This is a genomic window from Halomonas sp. PAMB 3232 (assembly GCF_031954225.1).
In the GTDB taxonomy this organism is placed as follows: Bacteria; Pseudomonadota; Gammaproteobacteria; order Pseudomonadales; family Halomonadaceae; genus Vreelandella.
In genome coordinates this window covers 3,376,529-3,396,645 of record NZ_CP134865.1, presented here as the reverse complement: position 1 = coordinate 3,396,645, position 20,117 = coordinate 3,376,529, and the positions used below count along the sequence as shown (strand labels likewise).

Genomic DNA, 20,117 nt, shown 5'->3' with positions numbered 1-20,117 from the left:
AATGCAGTTCGTCGATGAGGCCTCGATCATTGTCGAGGCAGGCAAGGGCGGCAACGGCTGTCTGAGCTTTCGCCGCGAAAAATACGTGCCCAAGGGCGGCCCCGACGGCGGCGACGGCGGCCACGGCGGCAGCGTCTACCTGATCGGTGACGATGCGCTGAACACCTTGATCGATTTCAAGTACCAGCGCTTTTACAAGGCCGAAAACGGCCAGGGCGGCATGGGCCGCCAGATGAGCGGTAAGGCCGGTGAGGATCTGCACGTCAAGGTGCCGGTCGGTACCACGGTGATCGACGAAGACACGCTGGAAGTGATCGCCGACGTCACCGAGATCGGCGAAGTGGTGCTGGTCGCCGAAGGCGGGCGCCGCGGGCTTGGCAACATTCACTTCAAGTCCTCGACCAACCGGGCGCCCAGGCGCACCACGCCTGGCACCGAAGGCGACCGGCGCAACCTGCGTCTGGAAATGAAGGTGATGGCGGACGTGGGCCTTCTGGGTATGCCCAACGCGGGTAAATCCACCCTGATCCGCTCGGTGTCGGCGGCCAAGCCGAAGGTCGCGAACTACCCCTTCACGACACTCGTGCCGAACCTGGGCGTGGTGAAGCTCGGCATGCACGAGCACTTCGTCATGGCGGACGTGCCCGGGCTGATCGAAGGCGCCTCCGACGGCGCCGGCCTTGGGCTTCGCTTTTTGAAGCACCTGACCCGCACCCGGCTGTTGTTCCACGTGGTGGATATCGCGCCGTTCGACGAGTCCGACCCGGTCGATGCGGCGAAGGCGATCGTGCGCGAGCTGGGGGAGTTTTCCCCGGCGCTCTCCGAGCGCCCGCGCTGGCTGGTGCTCAACAAGTTCGACCTGCTGCCCGAAGAGGAGCGCGAAGCGCGCGCCCAGGCCGTAATCGACGCGCTCGATTGGGATGGCCCGGTGTTTCAGATCTCGGCGATTTCGAGTGACGGCACCGAGAAACTGGTACAGGCGGCGCACCGCTGGCTCACCGACCAGCAGCGTCTTGAAAACGAAGACGAAGAGGCCTTCGAGCGCGAGCAGGAGATGCGCCGGCGCATGGAGGAAGAGTCCGTCGCCCGCACCGAGGCGCGTCTGACCCATAACCGCAGAAAGCGCAACGTCGAAGACGATGACGACTTCGATGACGACGATTACGATGTCGACGTCGAGTACGCGCCCTGACGGCAAGGCGAAGGGGCCCGCAGGCTCGCAGCAGTCAGCGGGCCTGGCAGTAACGTTCAACGTATTATCGCCATCGAGCTTGTAACGTGGCGGGCAGGAGTGAGGCGGCATGGAACATCGTGAGCAGTGGCCGGGCCGGGAGGTATTGACGGGCGCGCGCCGCGTGGTGGTGAAAATCGGCAGCGCCCTGATCACCGACGACGGGCGGGGCCTCGATGACGTGGCCATCGGTGCCTGGGTCGATCAGATCGCCGCGCTTCACGGGCGCGGCGTCGAGGTCGTGCTGGTCTCTTCCGGCGCGGTGGCGGCAGGCATGGTGCGCCTTGGCTGGCAGGCCCGGCCGAGCGCGGTACACGAACTCCAGGCCGCCGCCGCCGTGGGCCAGAACGGCCTGACCCAGTGCTACGAGCAGCACTTCGCCCGCCACGCCATGCTCACCGCCCAAATTCTGCTGACCCACGACGATCTTTCCGATCGCAAGCGCTATCTTAACGCGCTGTCGGCGCTGCGCACGCTGGTCGAATTGCGCGTGGTGCCGGTGGTCAACGAAAACGACACCGTGGTCACCGACGAGATCCGCTTTGGCGACAACGACACCCTGGGCGCTTTAGTAGCGAACCTGCTGGAGGCCGACGCGCTGGTGCTGCTCACCGACCAGGAGGGGCTGTTCGACGCCGACCCGCGTCACGACCCCAGCGCCACCCTGATCCAGGAGGGCCGGGCCGACGACCCGAAGCTCGCCGCCGTGGCCGGTAGCGGCGGGGCGCTGGGCCGGGGTGGTATGAGCACCAAGGTGCGCGCTGCCAAGCTCGCCGCGCGCTCCGGGGCGCTGACGATCATCGCCAGCGGCCGCCAGCCCGAGGTGATCACGCGCATCATGGCCGGCGAGGCGCTGGGCACGCTCCTCAAACCCGACCAGGCACCGATGGCGGCGCGCAAGCGCTGGCTCGCCGGCCAGCTTCAGGTGCGCGGCACGCTCACTCTCGATGCCGGCGCGGTGAACGTGCTGCGCGAAAAGGGCTCGAGCCTTCTGCCGGTCGGCGTGCGTCAGGTGCAGGGCAGCTTCAAGCGCGGCGATATGGTGCTCTGCGTGGACGAGCAGGGCAACTCCATTGCCAAGGGGCTGATCAATTACGGCGCCGACGAAGCGCGCCAGCTGGCCGGCAAGCCGAGCCACCAGATCGAGGCGATCCTCGGCTTCATCGAAGCGCATGAGCTGATTCACCGCGATAATCTGGTCATCGTCTAGATCGTCTAGATCGTCTAGATCGTCTAGATCGTCTAGCCTCAAGCCCGCGTTTTGATCGGCAGCGGCACCTCCCGCGGCCAGGCGTCGGGCACGATGAATACGCGCTCGATCGCACCATCATCGGCTTTCAGCATTACCTGCTGCGGGCCGAAGCGCTCGATGCACGCCTCGATCTGCGGCCACAGCGCCGCCGGCGGGTGAAACGCCGCCTCGACAGGCGGCGCCATCCAGAACGGCCGCGCAAGCCAGGCCAGCCGCACCTTTCCCGCGCTCTTTAAAAGCGCTTCCCAATCCTTTCGATGGCACCACCGCCCACGGTCGTGCTGCGCGGTCGCGCCTCGCGGCGGGGGCAGCGTGGCGTGAAACGGGTAAAACAGCACCCCGGGCATCGCCACCTGCTGGGTGATCTCGCCGATCTCGCCCGGGCAGTCGCGTGGGGTGAGCCAGTGGCGCAGCGTACTGCGGGCAAGCGGAGTGGCGGAAAGCGGCAGTTGATGAGCGTGCAGGTGCGCGCACTTGCGCGCCAGGCTGTCGAGTCCGCCGGTGCCGATCCAGCGGTTGGGGCTGTCCGGTGCATCCGGGCCTTCATCGAGTCCCAGATAGAACTTGATCGCCACTTCCAGATGTAGGGGGGCGGGATTGGCTTGCGTGCGGTAGAGCATGTCCAGCTCGCCCAGGGTCTGGCGGCGCTCGCGAATGGCGACGTTGTGCGCCAGAAGCCGGGTATTGGGGCTATGGGCAAGCAGCAGATGCCACAGCGCCTCGTGGTAGTGGCCCATGCGCGTCACCCGCTTTTTTGAAAGCGCGCGAATCGCCGGCTCCTGGCGCAAAAGCCAGGCCTTTTCGCCGCGCGCAAGCCCCAGCACCGCGCGGCTCGGCCGGCCCGGGTAACCGTTGAGCTCGACGATGTCCGGGGCGTCCAGAAGCCACGCCAGATCGCGCGCAATGGCGTCTTCGAGCGGGGCGCTGGGCGCATCAAGAGGGCTTTGTGGCGGCATGTCGTCGCTCCGGCGGCGTCTGCACGTTAGCGGTGAAATCGAAAAACGGCTGCTACGCTTAAATGCGGTTGACGATCTCAACGGCCCATCGATGCAAGGGAGTGTATTCATGGCTCATTCGAAAAATAGCGGTAAAAGCAGTGCGAAGGATAGCGCCAAGCGCAAAAAGCAGGCGTCTTCGAAAAGCGCCGAGTCGAAAAACGCGGCCTCTCCCCACTCTGATGTCGAAGCCCAGGCGCTCACGCCGCAAACCGGCGCGGCGCTTTTTGACGATGCCCGCTCGCGCCTGGAAGAGGTGTTCGAGGCGCTGGATATTCACCACGACGCCCGCGCACGGCTGATGCAGCCGGCAATGTCGCTGCAGGTCAGCATTCCGGTGCGCATGGATGACGGCCGCCTACAGGCGTTCCCCGCCTGGCGCGTGCAGTACGATATCTCGCTGGGGCCGGCCAAGGGTGGCGTGCGTTTTCACCCGAAGGTCAATCAGCACGAGGTCACCACGCTCAGCTTCTGGATGGCGGTGAAGTGCGCGGTTGCCGGGCTGCCGTTTGGCGGCGGCAAGGGCGGCGTCCAGGTCGATGCCAAGGCGCTTTCATCGCTGGAGCGTGAGCGCCTGGCGCGAGGCTACATTCGTGCTATTGCCGACGTCATGGGCCCGGATCGTGACATTCCCGCGCCAGACATGAACACCGACGCCGAGGTGATGGGCTGGATGATCGATGAGTACGAGAACATCGTGCGCCGCCGGGCGCCGGCGGCGATCACGGGCAAGCCGCTGTCGCTGGGCGGATCCCCTGGCCGGGTCGAGGCCACCGGCCGCGGCGCGCTCAAGGTGCTGGAGCTCTGGGCGCAGCAGCAGTCACGTAAGCCGGAAGAGACCACCGTGGCGGTGCAGGGCTTCGGTAACGCGGCGTACCACTTCGCCCGCCTGGCCTGCGAGCGCGGCTATCAGGTGGTGGCGGTGTCCGACTCCAGCGGCGGCATCTACAAGGAAAAGGGGCTCGATATCGAGTCGGCCAAAAAGGCCAAGGAGAAGCACGGCGAGCTTGCCAAATGCCGCCAGGGCAACGGCATCAAGGGCGAAGAGCTGTTGGCGCTCGAGGTCGACGTGCTGGCGCTGGCCGCGATGGAGAATCAGGTCACCAATGATAACGTGGACGACATTCGCGCCGGGATGATTCTCGAAATCGCCAACGGTCCGGTCACCAGCGACGCCGATCGCGCGCTGGAAAGCCGCGGGGTCGACGTGCTGCCGGACGTATTGGCCAACACCGGGGGCGTGATCGTGAGCTACTTCGAGTGGCTACAAAACCGCGCCGGGCAGGCCTGGAGCGAAGAGCAGGTCAACCAGCGGTTGGACGAAACCCTCGACGATCAGGCCAACCGGGTGCTGGAGCGCGCCCGCGACGAAAAGATCACCTATCGTCAGGCCGCGTATCGCCAGGGGGTCGAGCGGATTGCCGAGGCGATCATGGCGCGCGGCAACTGTCAGGACTGTCGCTAGGGCACCTCAGGGGCGGGCGTTGGCTCGCCCCTGGCAGGCTCAAACGTCAGTCGCGGTCGATCTCGACCACCTCGAAAGAGCCCTGGCGCACGCTGATCTCGATATCGCGGCCATTTTCAGCCTGGCCTTCGATATCGATGATACCGCTGCGGCTGATGTCGATCTCCTCGAACGTGGTCATGCCTTCCTGGCGGGCCATCTCGAACGCCTGACGGATATCGTCCTCGCTCATGCCCCAAGCGCCACTGACCAGACGCTCGCGCTCCTCCTTGAGCGTTTCGCCGCTATCGAGCGAGAGCTCGATGTCGGCGAACCACTCCTCGTCGAGCCAGCCCTCGGCTTCGATACGGCTATCGTCCTCGACGCTGAGCTCTTCGATATGAGTAAAACCGTAGTCGGCGGTGTAGTTCAGCACCTCATCCAACCGCTCGAGCCCCAAACGGTCGGCCTGGGCGGCGCCGGTAGTGGCAACGAGCAACAGGGCGGAGGCCGGCAGCAGCACTGCTTTTTTCATCGACGTCATGTCACACTCCTTATTGCGGTATAAAAACCTTACAGGCTTGAAATCTCGCATCAGCGTTCACGCAGCGCCTGGTAAGGTGAGACCGTCTCTTTATAACAGCGCCGTTCTGTCGCCAAGCTGAAGGCGGCGTTCATCCCGCGTTCATCTAGAGTTTGGCATCCTGAGCCCATGAAACGATTTTCGTGGTTCTATCCAGCTTCCTTTTGCGCCGCGCTGCTGGCCGTGGCGACGTTTGCGTGGACGAGCTCGGCCGACGCCGAGCCGCAGTGGCGAACGCTTCACGGTCAGGTGCAGCGTGGCGAAACGGTGGGGCTGGAGTCGCTTCTGGACTGGCTGGAGGCGCGCTATGAGGGTGAAGTCATCGAAATCGAAATGGAGCGCGATGACGGCGAGATCGAGTACGAGATCAAGATGCTCGGTCCCCAGGGCCAGGTGGTCGAGTTCGAGTTCGATGGCAAAAGCGGCCAGCTAATGAAAATCGAGGGCGTGCGGATCAACGAGATGCGCCGCGACGACGTCAAGGATGGCGAATAATGAAGTGTTTATTGGTGGAAGACGACCAGGCCCTGGCCAGTGAACTGGCGCTGGCGCTCAAGGACGGCGACTGGCTGGTGGAAGTCGCCGATACCGGACAAAAAGCGGATTTTCTGGTGCGAACCGAGACCTATGACGCGCTGATTCTCGATGTCGGCCTGCCCGACGGCGACGGCACGCGCTGGCTAGGCGCTTGGCGCGACGACGGCATCGACCTGCCGGTGCTGATTCTCACCGCGCGTGAGCGCTGGGCGGACAAGGCGGCGGGCTTCTCCGCCGGCGCCGATGATTACGTCACCAAGCCTTTTGAGTCCGCCGAGGTGCTGTTTCGCCTGCGCGCGATTTTGCGCCGCACCCACGGTCATGCCCACCCGGTGATTCGTCTGGGCGAGCTGAGTCTGGACACCCACACCCAGCACGTCAGTCTCGCCGGGCGCCCGGTCAGCCTCACCGCTCAGGAGACGCGGCTTCTCAGCTATTTGATGCACGCTGCCCCGCGCGTGGTCAGCCGCGCCGAGCTCGCCGAACACGTTTATGATCGTGACCAGGAGCCGGACTCCAACGTGATCGACGTGCAGATCAGCCGGCTGCGCCGCAAGCTCGGCGCCTGGCGCTTCGTCACCCTTAGAGGCCAGGGCTACCGCCTGCTGGCCGAGGCGCCGGATGCCTAGCCGGCGCGCGCGCCTTCGCGCCAGGATTGGTCAGCGCTGGGCTCGCCGCTCGATCGCCACCCGGCTGCTGCTTGCCGCGCTTGTGCTCGTGGGGCTGGCGCTGCCGCTGGCCGGGGCCTGGCTTGCCCTCTACTACCAACGCGCCGCGGTCGACGCGTTCGATGAGCGGCTGGAGGCCACGCTGAACGTGGTGATCGCCGGCGTCACCTTCGACCCTGTCGCCAATACGCTTGATTACCCCAGCGCGCTGGGCGATGCGCGCTTCGATCAGGTCTTTTCCGGCTGGTACTGGCAGATCACCGACCAGGGCGAGCACCGTCTCGCCTCGCGCTCGCTGTGGGATCAGCGCCTGCCGGTCACCGACAGCCGCCTGGCCCGCGCGCGAAGCCTTGAAGGCCCGCGCGGCCAGCCGCTTCGCGTGGTCGAGCGCGACATCTACCTCGCGCCGCTCGAGACGCCGCTGCACGTCAGCGTCGCCGCCGATGAAAGCGCACTCAAAGCGGAGATTCTCGGTTTTCAGCGGCTTCTGTGGCTGGGTGTGCTGGCGCTCTCGCTCCTCCTGCTGGGCGTTCTGGCGCTGCAGGTGCGCTTTGGGCTGGCGCCGCTTCGGCGCATGAACGCTGACCTTCGCGAGGTCGAAAGGGGCGGCGCAAGCCGCATGAAAACCCGCCTGCCCGAGGAGCTTGCCACGTTGGCCACCTCGATGAACGCGGTGCTCGCCCGCGACCAGCGCCTGATCGAGCGCGGCCGCCACGCCGCCGGCAATCTCGCCCACGCGCTGAAAACGCCGCTGAGCGTCATGCGCCTTCAGCTTAATCAGCTCCCCTTGGAGCCGCGCGAGCGCTTCGACGTCGAGCTTTCGCGCATCGACAGCGCCGTGCGCCACCACCTGGCCCGGGCGAGCGCCGCCGGTGATGGCCTTCACTTGGCGCCGATCGCCCTGGAGGAGACGCTGGCCGGGCTCATCGAGGGCCTTGGCCGGCTGGCGGGTCGGCGACAGGTGGCGCTGGAAACCCGCTGGCAGGCGCGCCCCCACGTGCGTATGGACCGCCAGGACGTGCAGGAAGTGGTGGGCAATCTGCTGGATAACGCCCTGCGCTGGGCCGAAAGCCGCGTGACGCTACGTGTTCAAACGCAGGGCGAGACCCTTCATCTAAGCGTGGAGGACGACGGCCCGGGCATGGACGAGGCGCAGTGCCAGGCGGCGCTCGAGCGCGGCAAGCGCCTGGACGAGCAGCGCTCGAACAGCGGCCTCGGGCTCTCCATCGTGGCGGATCTGGTAGCGCTTTATCAGGGCACGCTGACGCTCACCCGCGGCCAGGCCGGTGGGCTTTGTGTCGCCCTTCGGCTTCCGGTGGTGGCCCGTGGCTGAGCGTATCGAGCAGGCGCTGCCCGACGTACTGGTCGGCCCACTGCTGCGTCGGCTAAGCCCCACGCGGCTGACGCTATGGCTCGTGAGCTCGCGCCCGCTCGAGATGACACTCGTCCTCTTCCCCCACCAGCCGCGCGAGCGCACGTTGGATATAAGCGCGGCGCAGACGCGCCTGCCGGTCGGCCGCCACGCGCACATCTGCCTGATCGATGTGGCGCTCGAGGCGCCGCTGCCGTATGACGAGCGCATCGACTACGACCTGCGCCTGAAAACGGCGTCCGGCGGCTGGCGCTCGATCGCCGAGTGGGCGCCCTGGCTTTGCCATGACGGCCAGGCGTTTCCCGCCTTCGTGCTCGCCTCGCGCCACCACCGCTTGATGCACGGCTCATGTCGCAAGCCCCATCACGAAAGCCCCGATGGGCTGGTGCGCGGCGACGCCTGGCTTGCAACGCGTCAGGACGAAGCCAGGCAGTGGCCGGCGTGGCTTCTGATGACCGGCGACCAAGTGTACGTCGACGACGTGGCGGGGCCGACGCTCACCGCCATTCACGCGCTGATCGACCGGCTCGGGCTTTTCGACGAATGCCTCGAGGGGGCCACGGTCGAGGATAGCCAGGCGCTCTACGCCGCGCCGCAAACGTATTATCACCGCGAAAAGCTGCTGCCGGACGTGACCAGCAACGCCGCCCTTCGCGAGCGCTTTTTTGGCGGGGTGAAAAAGCCGGTGTTCACCTCGGCGAACGCCTCGAACCACCTGATGACACTGGCCGAAATGCTCGCCATGTACTGCCTGGCGTGGTCGCCGACCCCCTGGACGCTGATCGACCCGGCCGAGCCCGCGCTCGAGCCAAAGGATCAGGCCACCTACCGCCAGGAGCAGGCGACGATGGCGGCCTTCGTCGAGGGCCTTCCGCAGTGCGCGCGACTGATGGCGCACCTGCCGAGCCTGATGATCTTCGACGACCACGACGTGACCGACGACTGGAACCTGACGGCGGACTGGGAGCGCTGCGCCTACGGGCACCCGTTCTCAAAACGCATCATCGGCAACGCCCTGATCGCCTACCTGCTCTGCCAGGGGTGGGGGAACGACCCGGACAAGCTCACTCCGCTGGTCGACGAGGCCGGCGCGCTGCTGGCATCCGCCGGTGATACGCTCGAGGCACCGCATCAGGATCGCTTCATCGAGCGGCTGTTGCGCTTTCAGGGCTGGGAGTGTCACGTGCCCGGTACGCCGGCGCTGCTCGTGCTCGATACCCGCACCCGGCGCTGGCGCAGCGAGCGAAGCCCCAGGCGCCCCTCCGGGTTGATGGATTGGGAGGCGCTGATGGAGATGCAGCAGCAGCTTCTCGAGTGCCAAAGCGCGGTGATCGTCTCGCCCGCGCCGATGTTTGGCGTCAAGCTGATCGAAGGCGTGCAGAAGCTCTTTACGCTCGCGGGCAAGCCGCTGGTAGTGGACGCCGAAAACTGGATGGCCCACCGCGGGGCGGCCAACGTACTGCTGCAGATCTGGCGCCACTCGAAAACGCCGGGCAACTACGTGATTTTATCGGGAGACGTTCACTACTCCTTCGCTTACGACGTTTTCGTGCGCCGCCGCGAACGTCCTCCGCATCTGTGGCAGATCACCTCCAGCGGCATCAAGAACACCTTTCCCAAACAGCTCTTGAACGTGTTCGACCGGCTCAACCGCTGGCTCTACGCGCCCTGGTCGCCGCTGAACTGGTTCACCAAACGGCGCAAGTTCGATGTCGTGCCCCGTGACCCGGTCGGTGCCAGTGCCGGCGAGCGGCTCTACAACGCCAGCGGCCTGGGGCTGGTAACGCTGGATCACCAGGGCCGGCCGACGGACATTCGCCAGCTCGATGCTGGGGGCGGGGAGGTCCGCTTTCCGCCACCCAAAGCGCCGACCTGATCACCGGGTTGTCATAAAAATGTCACCGCCATGACGCAGGATTTTGCGGGTCGAATCTCATCCAAAAGGACCAGGGCTCAATGAGGTTTATCCGTACACCCCGTTCATAAGGCCTTTGGCATGACCGCGCAAGACGCTCAGTGGCTACATCTCATTCTCGAACGCGAAGACCTGAGCGTTCTGTTTCAACCCATCATGGACGCGAGCCAGCAGGCGATCTTTGGCTATGAGGCGCTGGTGCGCGGGCCAGAAGCGTCGCCGCTGCACTCGCCGCTGCGCCTGTTCGACGTGGCGACCCAGGCCGGGCTTCTGGTCGAGCTCGATCTGTTGTGCCGGCGCCTGGCGATTACCCGCTTTGCCGAGCTCGAGCTTCCGGGCTTTCTGTTTCTCAACGTCATGCCGCTGACCATCGTCGAGCGCGACTTTCAGGAGGGGCTGACCCTGGGGTTCGTGCGCGAAAGCAACCTGCCCCCGGAGCGGGTGGTGATCGAACTCACCGAGCACGTGCCGATTCACGACTACGAGTTGATGCGCCAAGCGGTGGATCACTACCGCGACATGGGCTTTCAGGTGGCCCTCGACGACCTGGGGGCCGGGCACTCGAGCCTTCGCCACTGGGCGGAGCTGCGCCCGGACTTCGTCAAGCTCGACCGTCATTTCATCGCCGGGATCGACCAGGAGCCGGCCAAGCGGGAGTTTCTGCGCTCGATTCTGGATGTGGCGCGAAGTCTCGACTGCAAGCTGATTGCCGAGGGGATCGAAACCGCCGCCGAGCATCTGTGCCTTTGGGAGCTCGACCGCGGACTTTCGCTCTTGCAGGGTTTCTATTTTGCCCGGCCCAGCGCCACGCCGCCGCTTTCCCTTCATATGCAGCTACCCGCCGCCGGGCAGATCAGCAGCGCCGGGCGTACCGCCCGCGCTATTTCGCGCCCGATCGATACCGTCGCCCCAGAGGATTCGGTGCTGGCGCTGGCCGAGCGTTTTCGTAACGCCCCCACGCTTCGCTGTGTCGCGGTGATCGACAGCGGCCGGCCGGTCGCAGTGGTGCGGCGAAACGCCTTTTTGACTCTGTTCACCAACCCCTACAGCCACGCGCTCTACGCCAAGCGCCGGGTGATGGACGTTGCCGATACCCGTGCGCTGATCAGCGAGGCGGACACGCCGCTGGAAACGCTCAGCCAGGCGCTGACCGAGCGCCACGACATCGACCAGGAGGATTTCGTGATCGTCGAGCAGGGGCGCTATCTGGGCATGGGCAGCATCGTCGACCTGCTGCGCGAGATCACCGCCATTCAGGTGCGCCAGGCGCGCCACGCCAATCCGCTCACGGGGCTGCCCGGCAACATTCTGATCAACGAGACCCTGAGCCAGACGCTCGAGGCGCAAACGCCCTTCGCCGCCGCTTACGTCGATCTGGACAACTTCAAGGCGTTCAACGACGCCTACGGCTACGCCCGGGGCGATCAGGTGATCATTGCGCTGTCCCGGTTGTTGCAGGCGCAGGTGGACAGCGCCGGCGGCTTTATCGGCCACATCGGCGGCGATGACTTCATGATGCTGCTGCCCATCGAGCACTGGGAGAGCGTGTGCCGCCAGATTCTCGACTCCTTTGGCGTGATGGCGCCGCAGTTCTATACCGAGAGCGATCGACAGCAGGGCGGGGTGCGGGTCGAAAATCGTCGGGGGGAGGCGGATTTTTTTCCTTGTGTGAGCGTGTCGATCGCCGTCCAGCCGGTGCTGGATGCGACGCGCTATAAAGCGCTCGAGGTCGCGGCCAAACTCTCCGAGCTCAAGCACCAGGCGAAGAAGATTCCCGGCAACAGCCTGTTCGTCGAGCGCCGTGAGGCCCAGGGCTCAGTGTCATCCTGATGTCACGTTAGTGTCGCGGGGCTGTCATTCGGCGCTGTCACCATGAGGGCACTTCGAACAACGCTTAGGGGTTCACGATGACGCTCTCTTTTACCCGCACGCTTCTTAGCGCCGCCATTACGGGTGCCTTCGCGCTGACCACGCTCGGCGCCGCCGCCGATCTCTCCTCGCGCTACACCGATGACGATGGTGACATGATCGCCGACGTGCCCAGCGACGAGTCCCAGTGGGTCGACCCGGATACGCTGGTCTTCGCCTACACGCCGGTAGAAGACCCGGCAGTGTACGCCGAGGTGTGGGCGGACTTTCTCGAGCACTTGAGCGAGGCGACCGGCAAGGAGGTGCAGTTCTTCCCGGTGCAGTCCAACGCCGCTCAGCAGGAGGCGCTGCGCGCCGGGCGTTTGCATATCGCCGGCTTCAACACCGGCGGCTTGCCGGTGGCGGTGAACTGCGGCGGGTTCCGCCCGTTCGCCATGATGGCCGCCGACGACGGCAGCTTCGGCTATGAGATGGAGATCATCACCTACCCGGATAGCGGCATCGCGTCCGTCGAGGACCTGGAAGGGCGCCAGCTGGCGTTTACCTCGGAAACCTCCAACTCCGGGTTCCGCGCGCCCTCGGCGCTTCTGCGCTCCGAGTATGGCATGGAAGCGGGCGAGGATTTCGAAACTGCCTTCTCCGGCTCTCACGACAACTCGATTCTGGGCGTGGTGAACCAGGACTACGACGCGGCGGCGATCGCCAACTCGGTGGCCAAGCGCATGCTCGCCCGCGGCGTGGTCAACGAAGGCGACTTCGACGTCATCTATACCTCGGAAACCTTCCCGACCACCGGCTATGGCCTGGCGCACAACCTGAAACCCGAGCTCGCCCAGCAGATTCAGGACGCCTTTTTCAGCTATGACTGGGAAGGCACGCCGCTGGCAGCGGAGTTCGAAAACTCCGGCGAGGCGCAGTTCATTCCGATCACCTACGCCGATCACTGGTCGGTGATTCGCACCATCGCCGACGCCAACAACGTCACCTACGACTGCGACTGACCCCCGCGTTTTTCGAGACCTTTCGGCCGGAAGCTACGCTTGCGGCCGAGTGCCGTATTGACGAGGTACTTCCATGCTCACACTTGCAGGCGTTGGTAAACGCTACCCCACCGGTGATCGCGCGCTCAGCGATATCGAGCTGACCCTTCCTGAGGGGCAAGTGCTGGCGCTGATCGGCCCATCGGGCGCGGGCAAGAGTACGCTGATCCGCTGCGTGAACCGGCTGGTGGAGCCGACTCAGGGCAGCATTCGCCTGGGCGATCAGGAGCTGACCACTCTGTCCGGCGCCGGGCTCCGGCGGGCGCGGCGCTCGATGGGCATGATCTTTCAGGAGTACGCGTTGGTGGACCGGCTCACGGTGATGGAGAACGTACTCTCCGGGCGGCTGGGCTACGTCGGCTTCTGGCGAAGCTTTCTGCGCCGCTACCCGTCGGATGCGGTGCGCGAAGCGTTTCGCCTGCTCGAGCGGGTGGGGCTTGCGCATGCCATCGACAAGCGCGCCGATGCGCTTTCCGGCGGCCAGCGCCAGCGGGTGGGCATCGCCCGGGCGCTGTTGCAAAGCCCGAGGCTTTTGCTGGTGGACGAGCCCACGGCGAGTCTCGACCCGAAAACCTCGCGCCAGATCATGCGCCTGATCCGCGAGCTCTGCGCCGAGCGGGGCCTGGCCGCGATCATCAACATCCACGATGTGGCCCTGGCGCAGCAGTTCGCCGACCGCATCGTTGGGCTCAACGCCGGGCGCATCGTCTTCGATGGCGCCCCGGGGGAGCTGACCGCCGAAATGCTTACTACGATCTACGGCGAGGAGGAGTGGGATGTTCGCGAGAGCGCGGACAGCGAGTATGAGGCACCAGACGCGCAGCGGCGGGCCGCGGCGCCGGCAATGCGCGTGGCCGCCTCATGAGGTCGTATAACCAGGCGCGACTGAGCGCGGCGCGGCGCGGGCAGTGGCGAAAGCCCGCCTTCATCGAGCGCCGGTGGCTTCGCGTGGTGCTCTGCGTAGGCGTGCTGGCGTATCTTGCGCTGGCGCTGGGCTCCGTCGAGGTGAACTGGGCGCGGGTCGCCGAGGGCGCCGGGCGCGGGCTCAACTTTTTGGCGGCCTTTGCCCACCCGGATTTTGTAAGCCGCCAGAGCGACATCCTCGCCGGGCTGCTGGAGAGTTTGACCATGACGCTCACCTCCACGGTGATCGGCGTGCTGCTCGCCATTCCCGTGGGGCTCGGGGCGGCGCGCAATATCGCGCCGCTGCCGGTTTACGTGCTGTGCCGCGCGATCATCGCGGTGTCGCGCACCTTTCAGGAGATCATCATCGCGATTTTGTTCGTGGTGATGTTCGGCTTCGGGCCGCTGGCTGGGATGCTCACCCTGGCCTTTGCCACCATCGGCTTCATGGCCAAGCTTCTGGCCGAGGACATCGAGGATCTCGACGCGCGCCAGGTCGAGGCGGTGCGCTCGACCGGCGCCGGCTGGTGGCAGGTGATGAACCACGCCGTCCAGCCCCAGGTGATGCCGCGGCTGATCGGGCTCTCCATGTACCGCCTCGACATCAACTTTCGCGAGTCGTCGGTGATCGGCATCGTCGGCGCCGGCGGCATCGGCGCCACGCTCAACACCTCGCTCAGCCGCTACGAGTACAGCACCTCGGCGGCGATCCTGTTGATCATCATCGCGATCGTGCTGGCCAGCGAATACGCCTCCAGCCACGTTCGCCGCTTCACCCAATAGGCAGGAATCCTTGATGCCCGTTTCGACCTCTCTTGATGGTTTGCCGCTGTGGCAGCGGCGCACCAGCCGCGCCCAGTGGCTGCGCTTTGGCGGCTGGCTTTCGGGCACGTGCCTGTTTCTGCTCTGCTGGAAAGTGATTTCGGACAACACCATGTGGGTGTTCGCCCTGGACGCCGGGCGCCAGGGCAGTGACCTTCTAAGTCGCATGCTGCCGCCGCGCTGGGAGTACGCGGCGAGCCTTTGGCAGCCGATGTGGGACACGCTCAATATTGCCACCCTGGGCACGGCGCTGGGCATCCTGATGGCCTTTCCCGTGGCGTTTCTCGCCGCGCGCAACACCACGCCGCACCCGCTGGTGCGAAGCCTGGCGCTGACCGTCATCGTTTCGTCGCGCTCGATCAACTCGCTGATCTGGGCGATGTTGCTGGTCACCATCGTTGGGCCCGGCGTGCTCGCGGGCATCATTGCCATCGCGCTGCGCTCGATCGGCTTCGTCGGCAAGCTTTTGTACGAGGCGATCGAGGAGATCCACCCAACCCCGGTCGAGGCAATCAGCGCCACCGGGGCAAGCCGCCTGCAGGTGATGAACTACGCCGTGCTGCCCCAGATCCTGCCTGCTTTCGCCGGCATCAGCGTCTACCGTTGGGATATCAACATTCGCGAGTCGACGGTGCTGGGACTAGTCGGCGCCGGTGGCATCGGGCTACAGCTCAACGCCTCGATCAATAGCCTCGCTTGGAGTCAGGTCAGCGTCATCTTCGTGATGATCTTCGCAACCGTTTTGGTCTCAGAGTGGATCTCGGCGCGTGTGCGCCACGCGATGATCTGAGGCTCAACAGGCAGGTGTGGCAACCGTGCGCGCCTTGGGCCATGATGAAACCTCATTGACGCCACCGGCCGAGCGCACCATGTCGACACCGTGTTTTTGTACCGCTTCTCGCTTGTCTTTTAACGTTGTCTTGCCTCGCGCCTGCCGGCGCCTTGGGGCGCTGCTGGCGCTTTTTCTGCTCGCTGGCTGCGCCAGCAAGGAGATAACCACCGCCCCGACCCCGAACATGGCGGGCATCTCGATGGAGCGCGCGCTGATTCTTTCCCACGCCCAGCAGGCGATCGGTACGCCGTATCGCTTCGGCGGCAATACGCCCAAAGGGCTCGACTGCTCGGGGCTGGTCGAGATGACCTACCGCGCCGCCGGCTTCAAGGTGCCGCGCACCGCCGATCAGCAGTACCGGGCGCTGCCCGGCACCCCACAGCCGCGCCCGGGAGATCTGCTCTTTTTCGGCAGCGGTGCCAAGGCCACCCACGTGGGCATCTACCGCGGCAACCGCCAGATGATCCACGCGCCGGGCAGCGGCCGTCAGGTGGTCAGCGTACCGCTGGACATCGACTACTGGGAAAGCCGCTACCTGGGCGCGGCGTCACTGGCGCCATAAGCGCGCGAAAAAAGATGAGAAGTTTCGTTTAAGTACGCCCATTAAATGTTAATAATGGTAGCCTGTTAAGCGTGATGAATTTAGTCATCCGCGCCGTGTTGCTTCGCGCGGCGAATGCGCCGCTGATCAAGCCGCTGAATTGGCAGGCTTTCCCGCGATGCATGGCTCACTCCCCGATTTGCCCAAGGAGCAGTCATTGGCTCAGCAACAATTCGATGCCGCGCTGTCGTTGCGAGGTAACGCGCCGCTCTCGGTCGTGCCCTCCAGCGCTTCGTATTCGCTCTGCGAAGCGGCATTCTATTGTGCCAATGAAGCGATCATCATCACCGATGCCGAGAATCTCGTCGTCGACGTCAACCCGGCCTTTTGTGAGCTGACCGGGCTTGCCCTGGACCAGGTGATGGGTAAATCGCCCCAATCGTTCAGCATTCTGGCGCTGGAGGATAGCCGGGCCTCGCGGTTTTTGAACGACGACGTGCTGTTTCGCGACCGCGGCAAGAGCCAGGTGAGCTACCGGGGACACGATGGCAAGCCTTATCCGGCGATGATGTCGACCAATCGGGTACGCAACGAGCAGGGCGGGGTGGCCTATCATGTCATCGTGCTGTCGGATCTCTCCGCCATTCCCGCCCACGCGCGTCATCTCGACCGCGAAATCAGCTTCGACTCGCTTACCGGCTTACCCAATTTGCATCTTTTGACCCAGCTCATTCAGGAATCCATTCAGCACGCCGATGCCAGGGGCCTGCCGCTGGCGGTATGCTCGCTCGATATCGACTACTTTCAGACCCTCAACGAGCGGCTGGGTCCCAAGCGCGGCGATACCATTCTGGCGGCGTTTTCCCGGCGCGTGAGCCACTTGCTGGTTGGGGATGACGTGCTCGCTCGAGTCGGCGGCGACGAATTCGTGCTGCTGTTGCACCACGGGGTGGACGAGGCGTATTTCGAAACGCTCTTGAACTCGATTCGCCAGCCGCTGATGCTCGATGGTCAGAGTATCTATCTCACGGTGAGTCTGGGGGTCACGCTCTACCCCAACGACTACGCCCAGGGCGACATACTGCTGCGCCACGCCAACCAGGCGATGTATCGCGCCAAGCAGCGCGGCCGCGATACCTACCATTTTTTTGACCCGGATCAGGACCGCCAGCTGCGCGTGCGCCATGAAAAGCGCCAGCGCTTTTCCGATGCGCTCAACGGTGACGAGCTGCGCCTTTTCTATCAGCCGCAAATCGACATGCGCACCGGTGAGATCGTTGGTCTCGAGGCGCTGATTCGCTGGCAGCATCCGGAAGAGGGGCTGCTGGCCCCGGCGGCGTTTTTACCGGACATCGAGGCGACCCCGCTCGAGGTCGATCTCGGCGAGTGGGTGATCAACGAAGCGCTGCGCCAGCTCTCGGTATGGCAAACCCAAGGCACGGCGCTGACGGTGAGCGTGAACATCAGCCCTTCCCATCTGCTGGTCAAGGATTTCAGCCATCGCCTTGGCGAGCACCTGGCGCGCTACCCAAGCGTGAGCCCGTCGCTTTTGAAACTCGAAGTGCTCGAAAGCGCCGCCATTCACGACATCCAGTCGGCGCTGGTCAACATGGCGTGCTGTCAGACGCTGGGCGTGGGCTTTGCCATCGACGACTTCGGTACCGGCTTTTCGTCGCTTACCCACCTGCGCCAGCTGCCGGTGAACCTGATCAAGATCGATCAGAGCTTCGTGCGCGATATGCTGGACGACCACGATGACATGGCGATCGTCGAGAGCGTGATCTACATGGCCAACCGGTTTAAAAAGCCGATGCTGGCCGAAGGCGTGGAGACGCTGGCCCACGCGAGCGCGCTAATGGCGCTGGGCTGCCACCTGGCCCAGGGCTATGGCATCGCACGCCCCATGCCCGCCGAGCAGGTGCCCGATTGGATCGAGCACTGGCCCGAGCGCCTCGAGTGGCACACCATCAAGCCGCTTTCGAAGGGGCTGTTGTAAGCTCGATGCCTGCTCGTTTCTATCCATTATTTCCCTGGCCGCTTGAGTGTTGCTCGTACCGTTACCATGCCTTCCATCGACGTCGTTTTGAGTTTGACTCCGCGTGAGTGCCTGGCGTACTACGAAGGGCGCTATCGCAACGTACGCGCGCGCAGCGTCGACGGCCGCTGGGTCGTCTTTCCCGCCGAGGCGCTGCGCCGAGTCGTCGACCAGGAGGGCGTGCACGGGGTATTTCGACTCACGTTTACGGGTGAGGGCCGCTTTAGCCGCATCGATTTCGTTCAAAGGTAATTCGCCATGCCCGCCTTTCATCAAGCGCCGAGCCTGAACGAGCTGGTGCTGCGCATTATTCCCAACCTCAACCAGGCCGACACCCTGGTGCTCAATACGCTCGAGAGTTTGATCGAAAGCGCCAGCGACCCGCTCGAGGTGCTGCGGCGCAAGGAGCAAAAACAGCAGTTCGCCCTCGAGATATACCGGCTTCGCCTGGGGCTGGAGGGGGTGCTGGAGCGCTATCGTGACGACGTCAACGCGTTGATCGACAATGAAAATCACCGCTCGCCGCCGCTGTCGTTCAAACCCGGCGAGGAGGCCGTGATCCGCGACGCCATCGCTATTTACGATCACGTACGCGCCTTTCAGCGCGGCGAGCGTGCAGCGCCAATCCCCCGTTAATTTTCAGTGGCCGAACGTTTCTGGCACCGATATTGCGTCTATAATGCAGGGCTCGCCCAGGGCTTACCCGCCCCGGCGAGCGACAGCGGCCTACCCGGTCTCGCTGTGACTCATTTTGGAGATGACCCATGTCGACCTTACCCGTGACGATGATGGTGGCCCGCCGCGTGGCCAACGGCCGCTATCAAGACTTTCAGCGCTGGCTCAACGAAGGCCGCGACCTGGCGGCGGATTTCCCCGGCTATCTGGGCTCCGGCGTGCTGGCACCGCCTCGGGGCGACGACGAGTATCAGATCGTGTTTCGCTTTAGCGATCAGCAGATGCTCAACGTCTGGCAGCACTCCGCCTCACGTGAAGGCTGGCTCAAGCGCGGCCAGGGGCTTTTCGACTCCCCGATCGAGCAGCGTGCCACGGGTCTGGGGGCCTGGTTTCACATGGACGGCGTCGAGCCTACCCCGCGCTGGAAACAGGCGGTGGCGGTGTGGCTGGCATTTTTTCCCATTTCGCTGATGTTTCAGTGGCTGTTTGGCGCGCTGTTGGCCGATTGGGCGCTCGTGCCACGCGTGCTGGTCAGCACGCTGGCGCTAACGCCGATCATGGTGTTCATCTTCATTCCGCTGTCGACCCGGCTGCTGGCGCCCTGGCTTCAGGGGCGGTGGTCGCCGCGTGTACAGCTGGGCCGCTGGTGGCAAAGCCATCGCTCCCAGGCCAGGCTGTAAGAGCGTTTCACCATCCACCACCAGGGAAGGGCCATGATTCACGTCCACCATCTCGAGAAATCGCGCTCGCACCGGGTTATCTGGCTTTTGGAGCTTCTGGGGCTCGAGTACGACATTCACGTTTACAAACGTAACGACAAGACCATGCAGGCACCGAAAGCGCTCAAGGAGGTGCATCCGCTGGGCAAGTCACCGGTGATCGTCGATGGTGAGCTGACCATCGCCGAGTCCGGCGCGATCATCGACTACCTCGTCGAGCGCTACGGTAAAGGACGTTTCAAGCCTGATCCTGAGGACGTCGAGACATGGCTGGACTACCGCTACTGGCTGCACTACGCCGAAGGCTCGCTCATGCCGCTTCTGCTCATGAGCCTGGTATTCAGCCATATTCCCAAACAGTCGCCGGCGCTGGTGAGGCCCGTGGCCAAGGGAATCAGCTCGACGATCCGCGAGCGCTTTCTCGACCCGCAGCTCGATCAGCACATGGCGTTCATCGAAGCGCACCTGCGCGCGAAGGAGAACTTCGGCGGCGCCTGGCCAAGCGGGGCAGACGTACAGATGAGCTTTCCGATGCTGGCGCTCAAGGGCACCCGCTCGCTTGGCAACTACCCGGCCATCGCAGGATTCACCCAGCGTTTGGAGAGCGACCCCGCCTGGCAGCGGGTGATCGAGCGCGCCGGGCCGCTGGATATCCTCGAGCGCTAAAGAAAGTGCCCGGCGCGC

At 64.6% G+C, this 20,117-nt stretch carries 20 protein-coding genes; 18 read left to right on the top strand and 2 right to left on the bottom strand.

Features of this window, described 5'->3' with window-relative positions:
- The first annotated feature begins 1 nt into the window (after position 1).
- Both cgtA and proB read left to right on the top strand, forming a co-directional pair.
- Entirely contained in the window at positions 2 to 1,192 is a 1,191-nt protein-coding gene (gene cgtA / locus RN346_RS15535; protein ID WP_263585910.1) for an Obg family GTPase CgtA, read from the top strand.
- 109 nt (positions 1,193 to 1,301) lie between these two features.
- Positions 1,302 to 2,441 carry a glutamate 5-kinase gene (gene proB, locus RN346_RS15530; protein WP_311961653.1) on the top strand — a complete coding sequence of 380 codons (1,140 nt, stop codon included), beginning with the start codon at positions 1,302 to 1,304 and terminating at the stop codon, positions 2,439 to 2,441.
- 38 nt (positions 2,442 to 2,479) lie between these two features.
- Here the strand turns inward: proB and RN346_RS15525 are convergent, their stop codons facing one another.
- The gene (locus tag RN346_RS15525) at positions 2,480 to 3,439 is read right to left on the bottom strand and encodes a DUF1853 family protein (RefSeq protein ID WP_311961652.1); all 960 of its coding nucleotides are present in this window, start codon (positions 3,437 to 3,439) and stop codon (positions 2,480 to 2,482) included.
- 109 nt (positions 3,440 to 3,548) lie between these two features.
- On the opposite strand from RN346_RS15525, the gene RN346_RS15520 reads away from it, so the two are divergent.
- Complete coding sequence (locus RN346_RS15520; protein ID WP_311961651.1) at positions 3,549 to 4,943, top strand: Glu/Leu/Phe/Val dehydrogenase; 1,395 nt, start codon at positions 3,549 to 3,551, stop codon at positions 4,941 to 4,943.
- Positions 4,944 to 4,989: 46 nt separating this feature from the next.
- Here the strand turns inward: RN346_RS15520 and RN346_RS15515 are convergent, their stop codons facing one another.
- A complete protein-coding gene (locus tag RN346_RS15515) occupies positions 4,990 to 5,466 on the bottom strand; it encodes a PepSY domain-containing protein (RefSeq protein WP_311961650.1) in 477 nt (158 codons plus the stop codon).
- A gap of 168 nt (positions 5,467 to 5,634) precedes the next feature.
- Between RN346_RS15515 and RN346_RS15510 the strand changes: the two genes are divergently transcribed.
- The 15 genes from RN346_RS15510 (at position 5,635) to RN346_RS15440 (ending at position 20,099) form a co-directional block, all read left to right on the top strand.
- A complete protein-coding gene (locus tag RN346_RS15510) occupies positions 5,635 to 6,000 on the top strand; it encodes a PepSY domain-containing protein (RefSeq protein ID WP_311958867.1) in 366 nt (121 codons plus the stop codon).
- Positions 6,000 to 6,671 (top strand): response regulator transcription factor, encoded by a 672-nt coding sequence (locus RN346_RS15505; RefSeq protein ID WP_263585916.1) that lies wholly within the window; start codon positions 6,000 to 6,002, stop codon positions 6,669 to 6,671. The genes RN346_RS15510 and RN346_RS15505 overlap by 1 nt, the downstream gene beginning before the upstream one ends.
- Positions 6,664 to 8,043, top strand: coding sequence for a HAMP domain-containing sensor histidine kinase (locus RN346_RS15500; RefSeq protein WP_311961649.1), 1,380 nt, complete (start codon positions 6,664 to 6,666; stop codon positions 8,041 to 8,043). The genes RN346_RS15505 and RN346_RS15500 overlap by 8 nt, the downstream gene beginning before the upstream one ends.
- Positions 8,036 to 9,958: an alkaline phosphatase D family protein gene (locus RN346_RS15495; protein WP_311961648.1), complete on the top strand. Its 1,923-nt coding sequence runs from the start codon at positions 8,036 to 8,038 to the stop codon at positions 9,956 to 9,958. The genes RN346_RS15500 and RN346_RS15495 overlap by 8 nt, the downstream gene beginning before the upstream one ends.
- A gap of 120 nt (positions 9,959 to 10,078) precedes the next feature.
- The gene (locus RN346_RS15490; RefSeq protein ID WP_263585919.1) at positions 10,079 to 11,827 is read left to right on the top strand and encodes a bifunctional diguanylate cyclase/phosphodiesterase; all 1,749 of its coding nucleotides are present in this window, start codon (positions 10,079 to 10,081) and stop codon (positions 11,825 to 11,827) included.
- A gap of 77 nt (positions 11,828 to 11,904) precedes the next feature.
- A complete protein-coding gene (gene phnD / locus RN346_RS15485; protein ID WP_311961647.1) occupies positions 11,905 to 12,867 on the top strand; it encodes a phosphate/phosphite/phosphonate ABC transporter substrate-binding protein in 963 nt (320 codons plus the stop codon).
- A gap of 73 nt (positions 12,868 to 12,940) precedes the next feature.
- Entirely contained in the window at positions 12,941 to 13,771 is an 831-nt protein-coding gene (gene phnC, locus RN346_RS15480; protein WP_311961646.1) for a phosphonate ABC transporter ATP-binding protein, read from the top strand.
- Positions 13,768 to 14,592, top strand: coding sequence for a phosphonate ABC transporter, permease protein PhnE (phnE, locus tag RN346_RS15475; protein WP_311961645.1), 825 nt, complete (start codon positions 13,768 to 13,770; stop codon positions 14,590 to 14,592). The genes phnC and phnE (RN346_RS15475) overlap by 4 nt, the downstream gene beginning before the upstream one ends.
- Positions 14,593 to 14,605: 13 nt before the next feature.
- Positions 14,606 to 15,421, top strand: coding sequence for a phosphonate ABC transporter, permease protein PhnE (gene phnE, locus RN346_RS15470; RefSeq protein WP_311958862.1), 816 nt, complete (start codon positions 14,606 to 14,608; stop codon positions 15,419 to 15,421).
- 112 nt (positions 15,422 to 15,533) lie between these two features.
- A complete protein-coding gene (locus RN346_RS15465) occupies positions 15,534 to 16,025 on the top strand; it encodes a C40 family peptidase (protein WP_311961644.1) in 492 nt (163 codons plus the stop codon).
- Positions 16,026 to 16,221: 196 nt separating this feature from the next.
- Positions 16,222 to 18,000 carry an EAL domain-containing protein gene (locus RN346_RS15460; protein WP_311958860.1) on the top strand — a complete coding sequence of 593 codons (1,779 nt, stop codon included), beginning with the start codon at positions 16,222 to 16,224 and terminating at the stop codon, positions 17,998 to 18,000.
- A gap of 66 nt (positions 18,001 to 18,066) precedes the next feature.
- Positions 18,067 to 18,291 (top strand): DUF2835 domain-containing protein, encoded by a 225-nt coding sequence (locus tag RN346_RS15455; protein ID WP_263585926.1) that lies wholly within the window; start codon positions 18,067 to 18,069, stop codon positions 18,289 to 18,291.
- 6 nt (positions 18,292 to 18,297) lie between these two features.
- Positions 18,298 to 18,675, top strand: coding sequence for a hypothetical protein (locus tag RN346_RS15450; RefSeq protein ID WP_311958859.1), 378 nt, complete (start codon positions 18,298 to 18,300; stop codon positions 18,673 to 18,675).
- A 128-nt stretch (positions 18,676 to 18,803) separates the two neighbouring features.
- Complete coding sequence (locus tag RN346_RS15445) at positions 18,804 to 19,394, top strand: antibiotic biosynthesis monooxygenase (protein ID WP_263585928.1); 591 nt, start codon at positions 18,804 to 18,806, stop codon at positions 19,392 to 19,394.
- 33 nt (positions 19,395 to 19,427) lie between these two features.
- Positions 19,428 to 20,099: a glutathione S-transferase gene (locus RN346_RS15440; RefSeq protein ID WP_311958858.1), complete on the top strand. Its 672-nt coding sequence runs from the start codon at positions 19,428 to 19,430 to the stop codon at positions 20,097 to 20,099.
- Positions 20,100 to 20,117 lie beyond the last annotated feature (18 nt).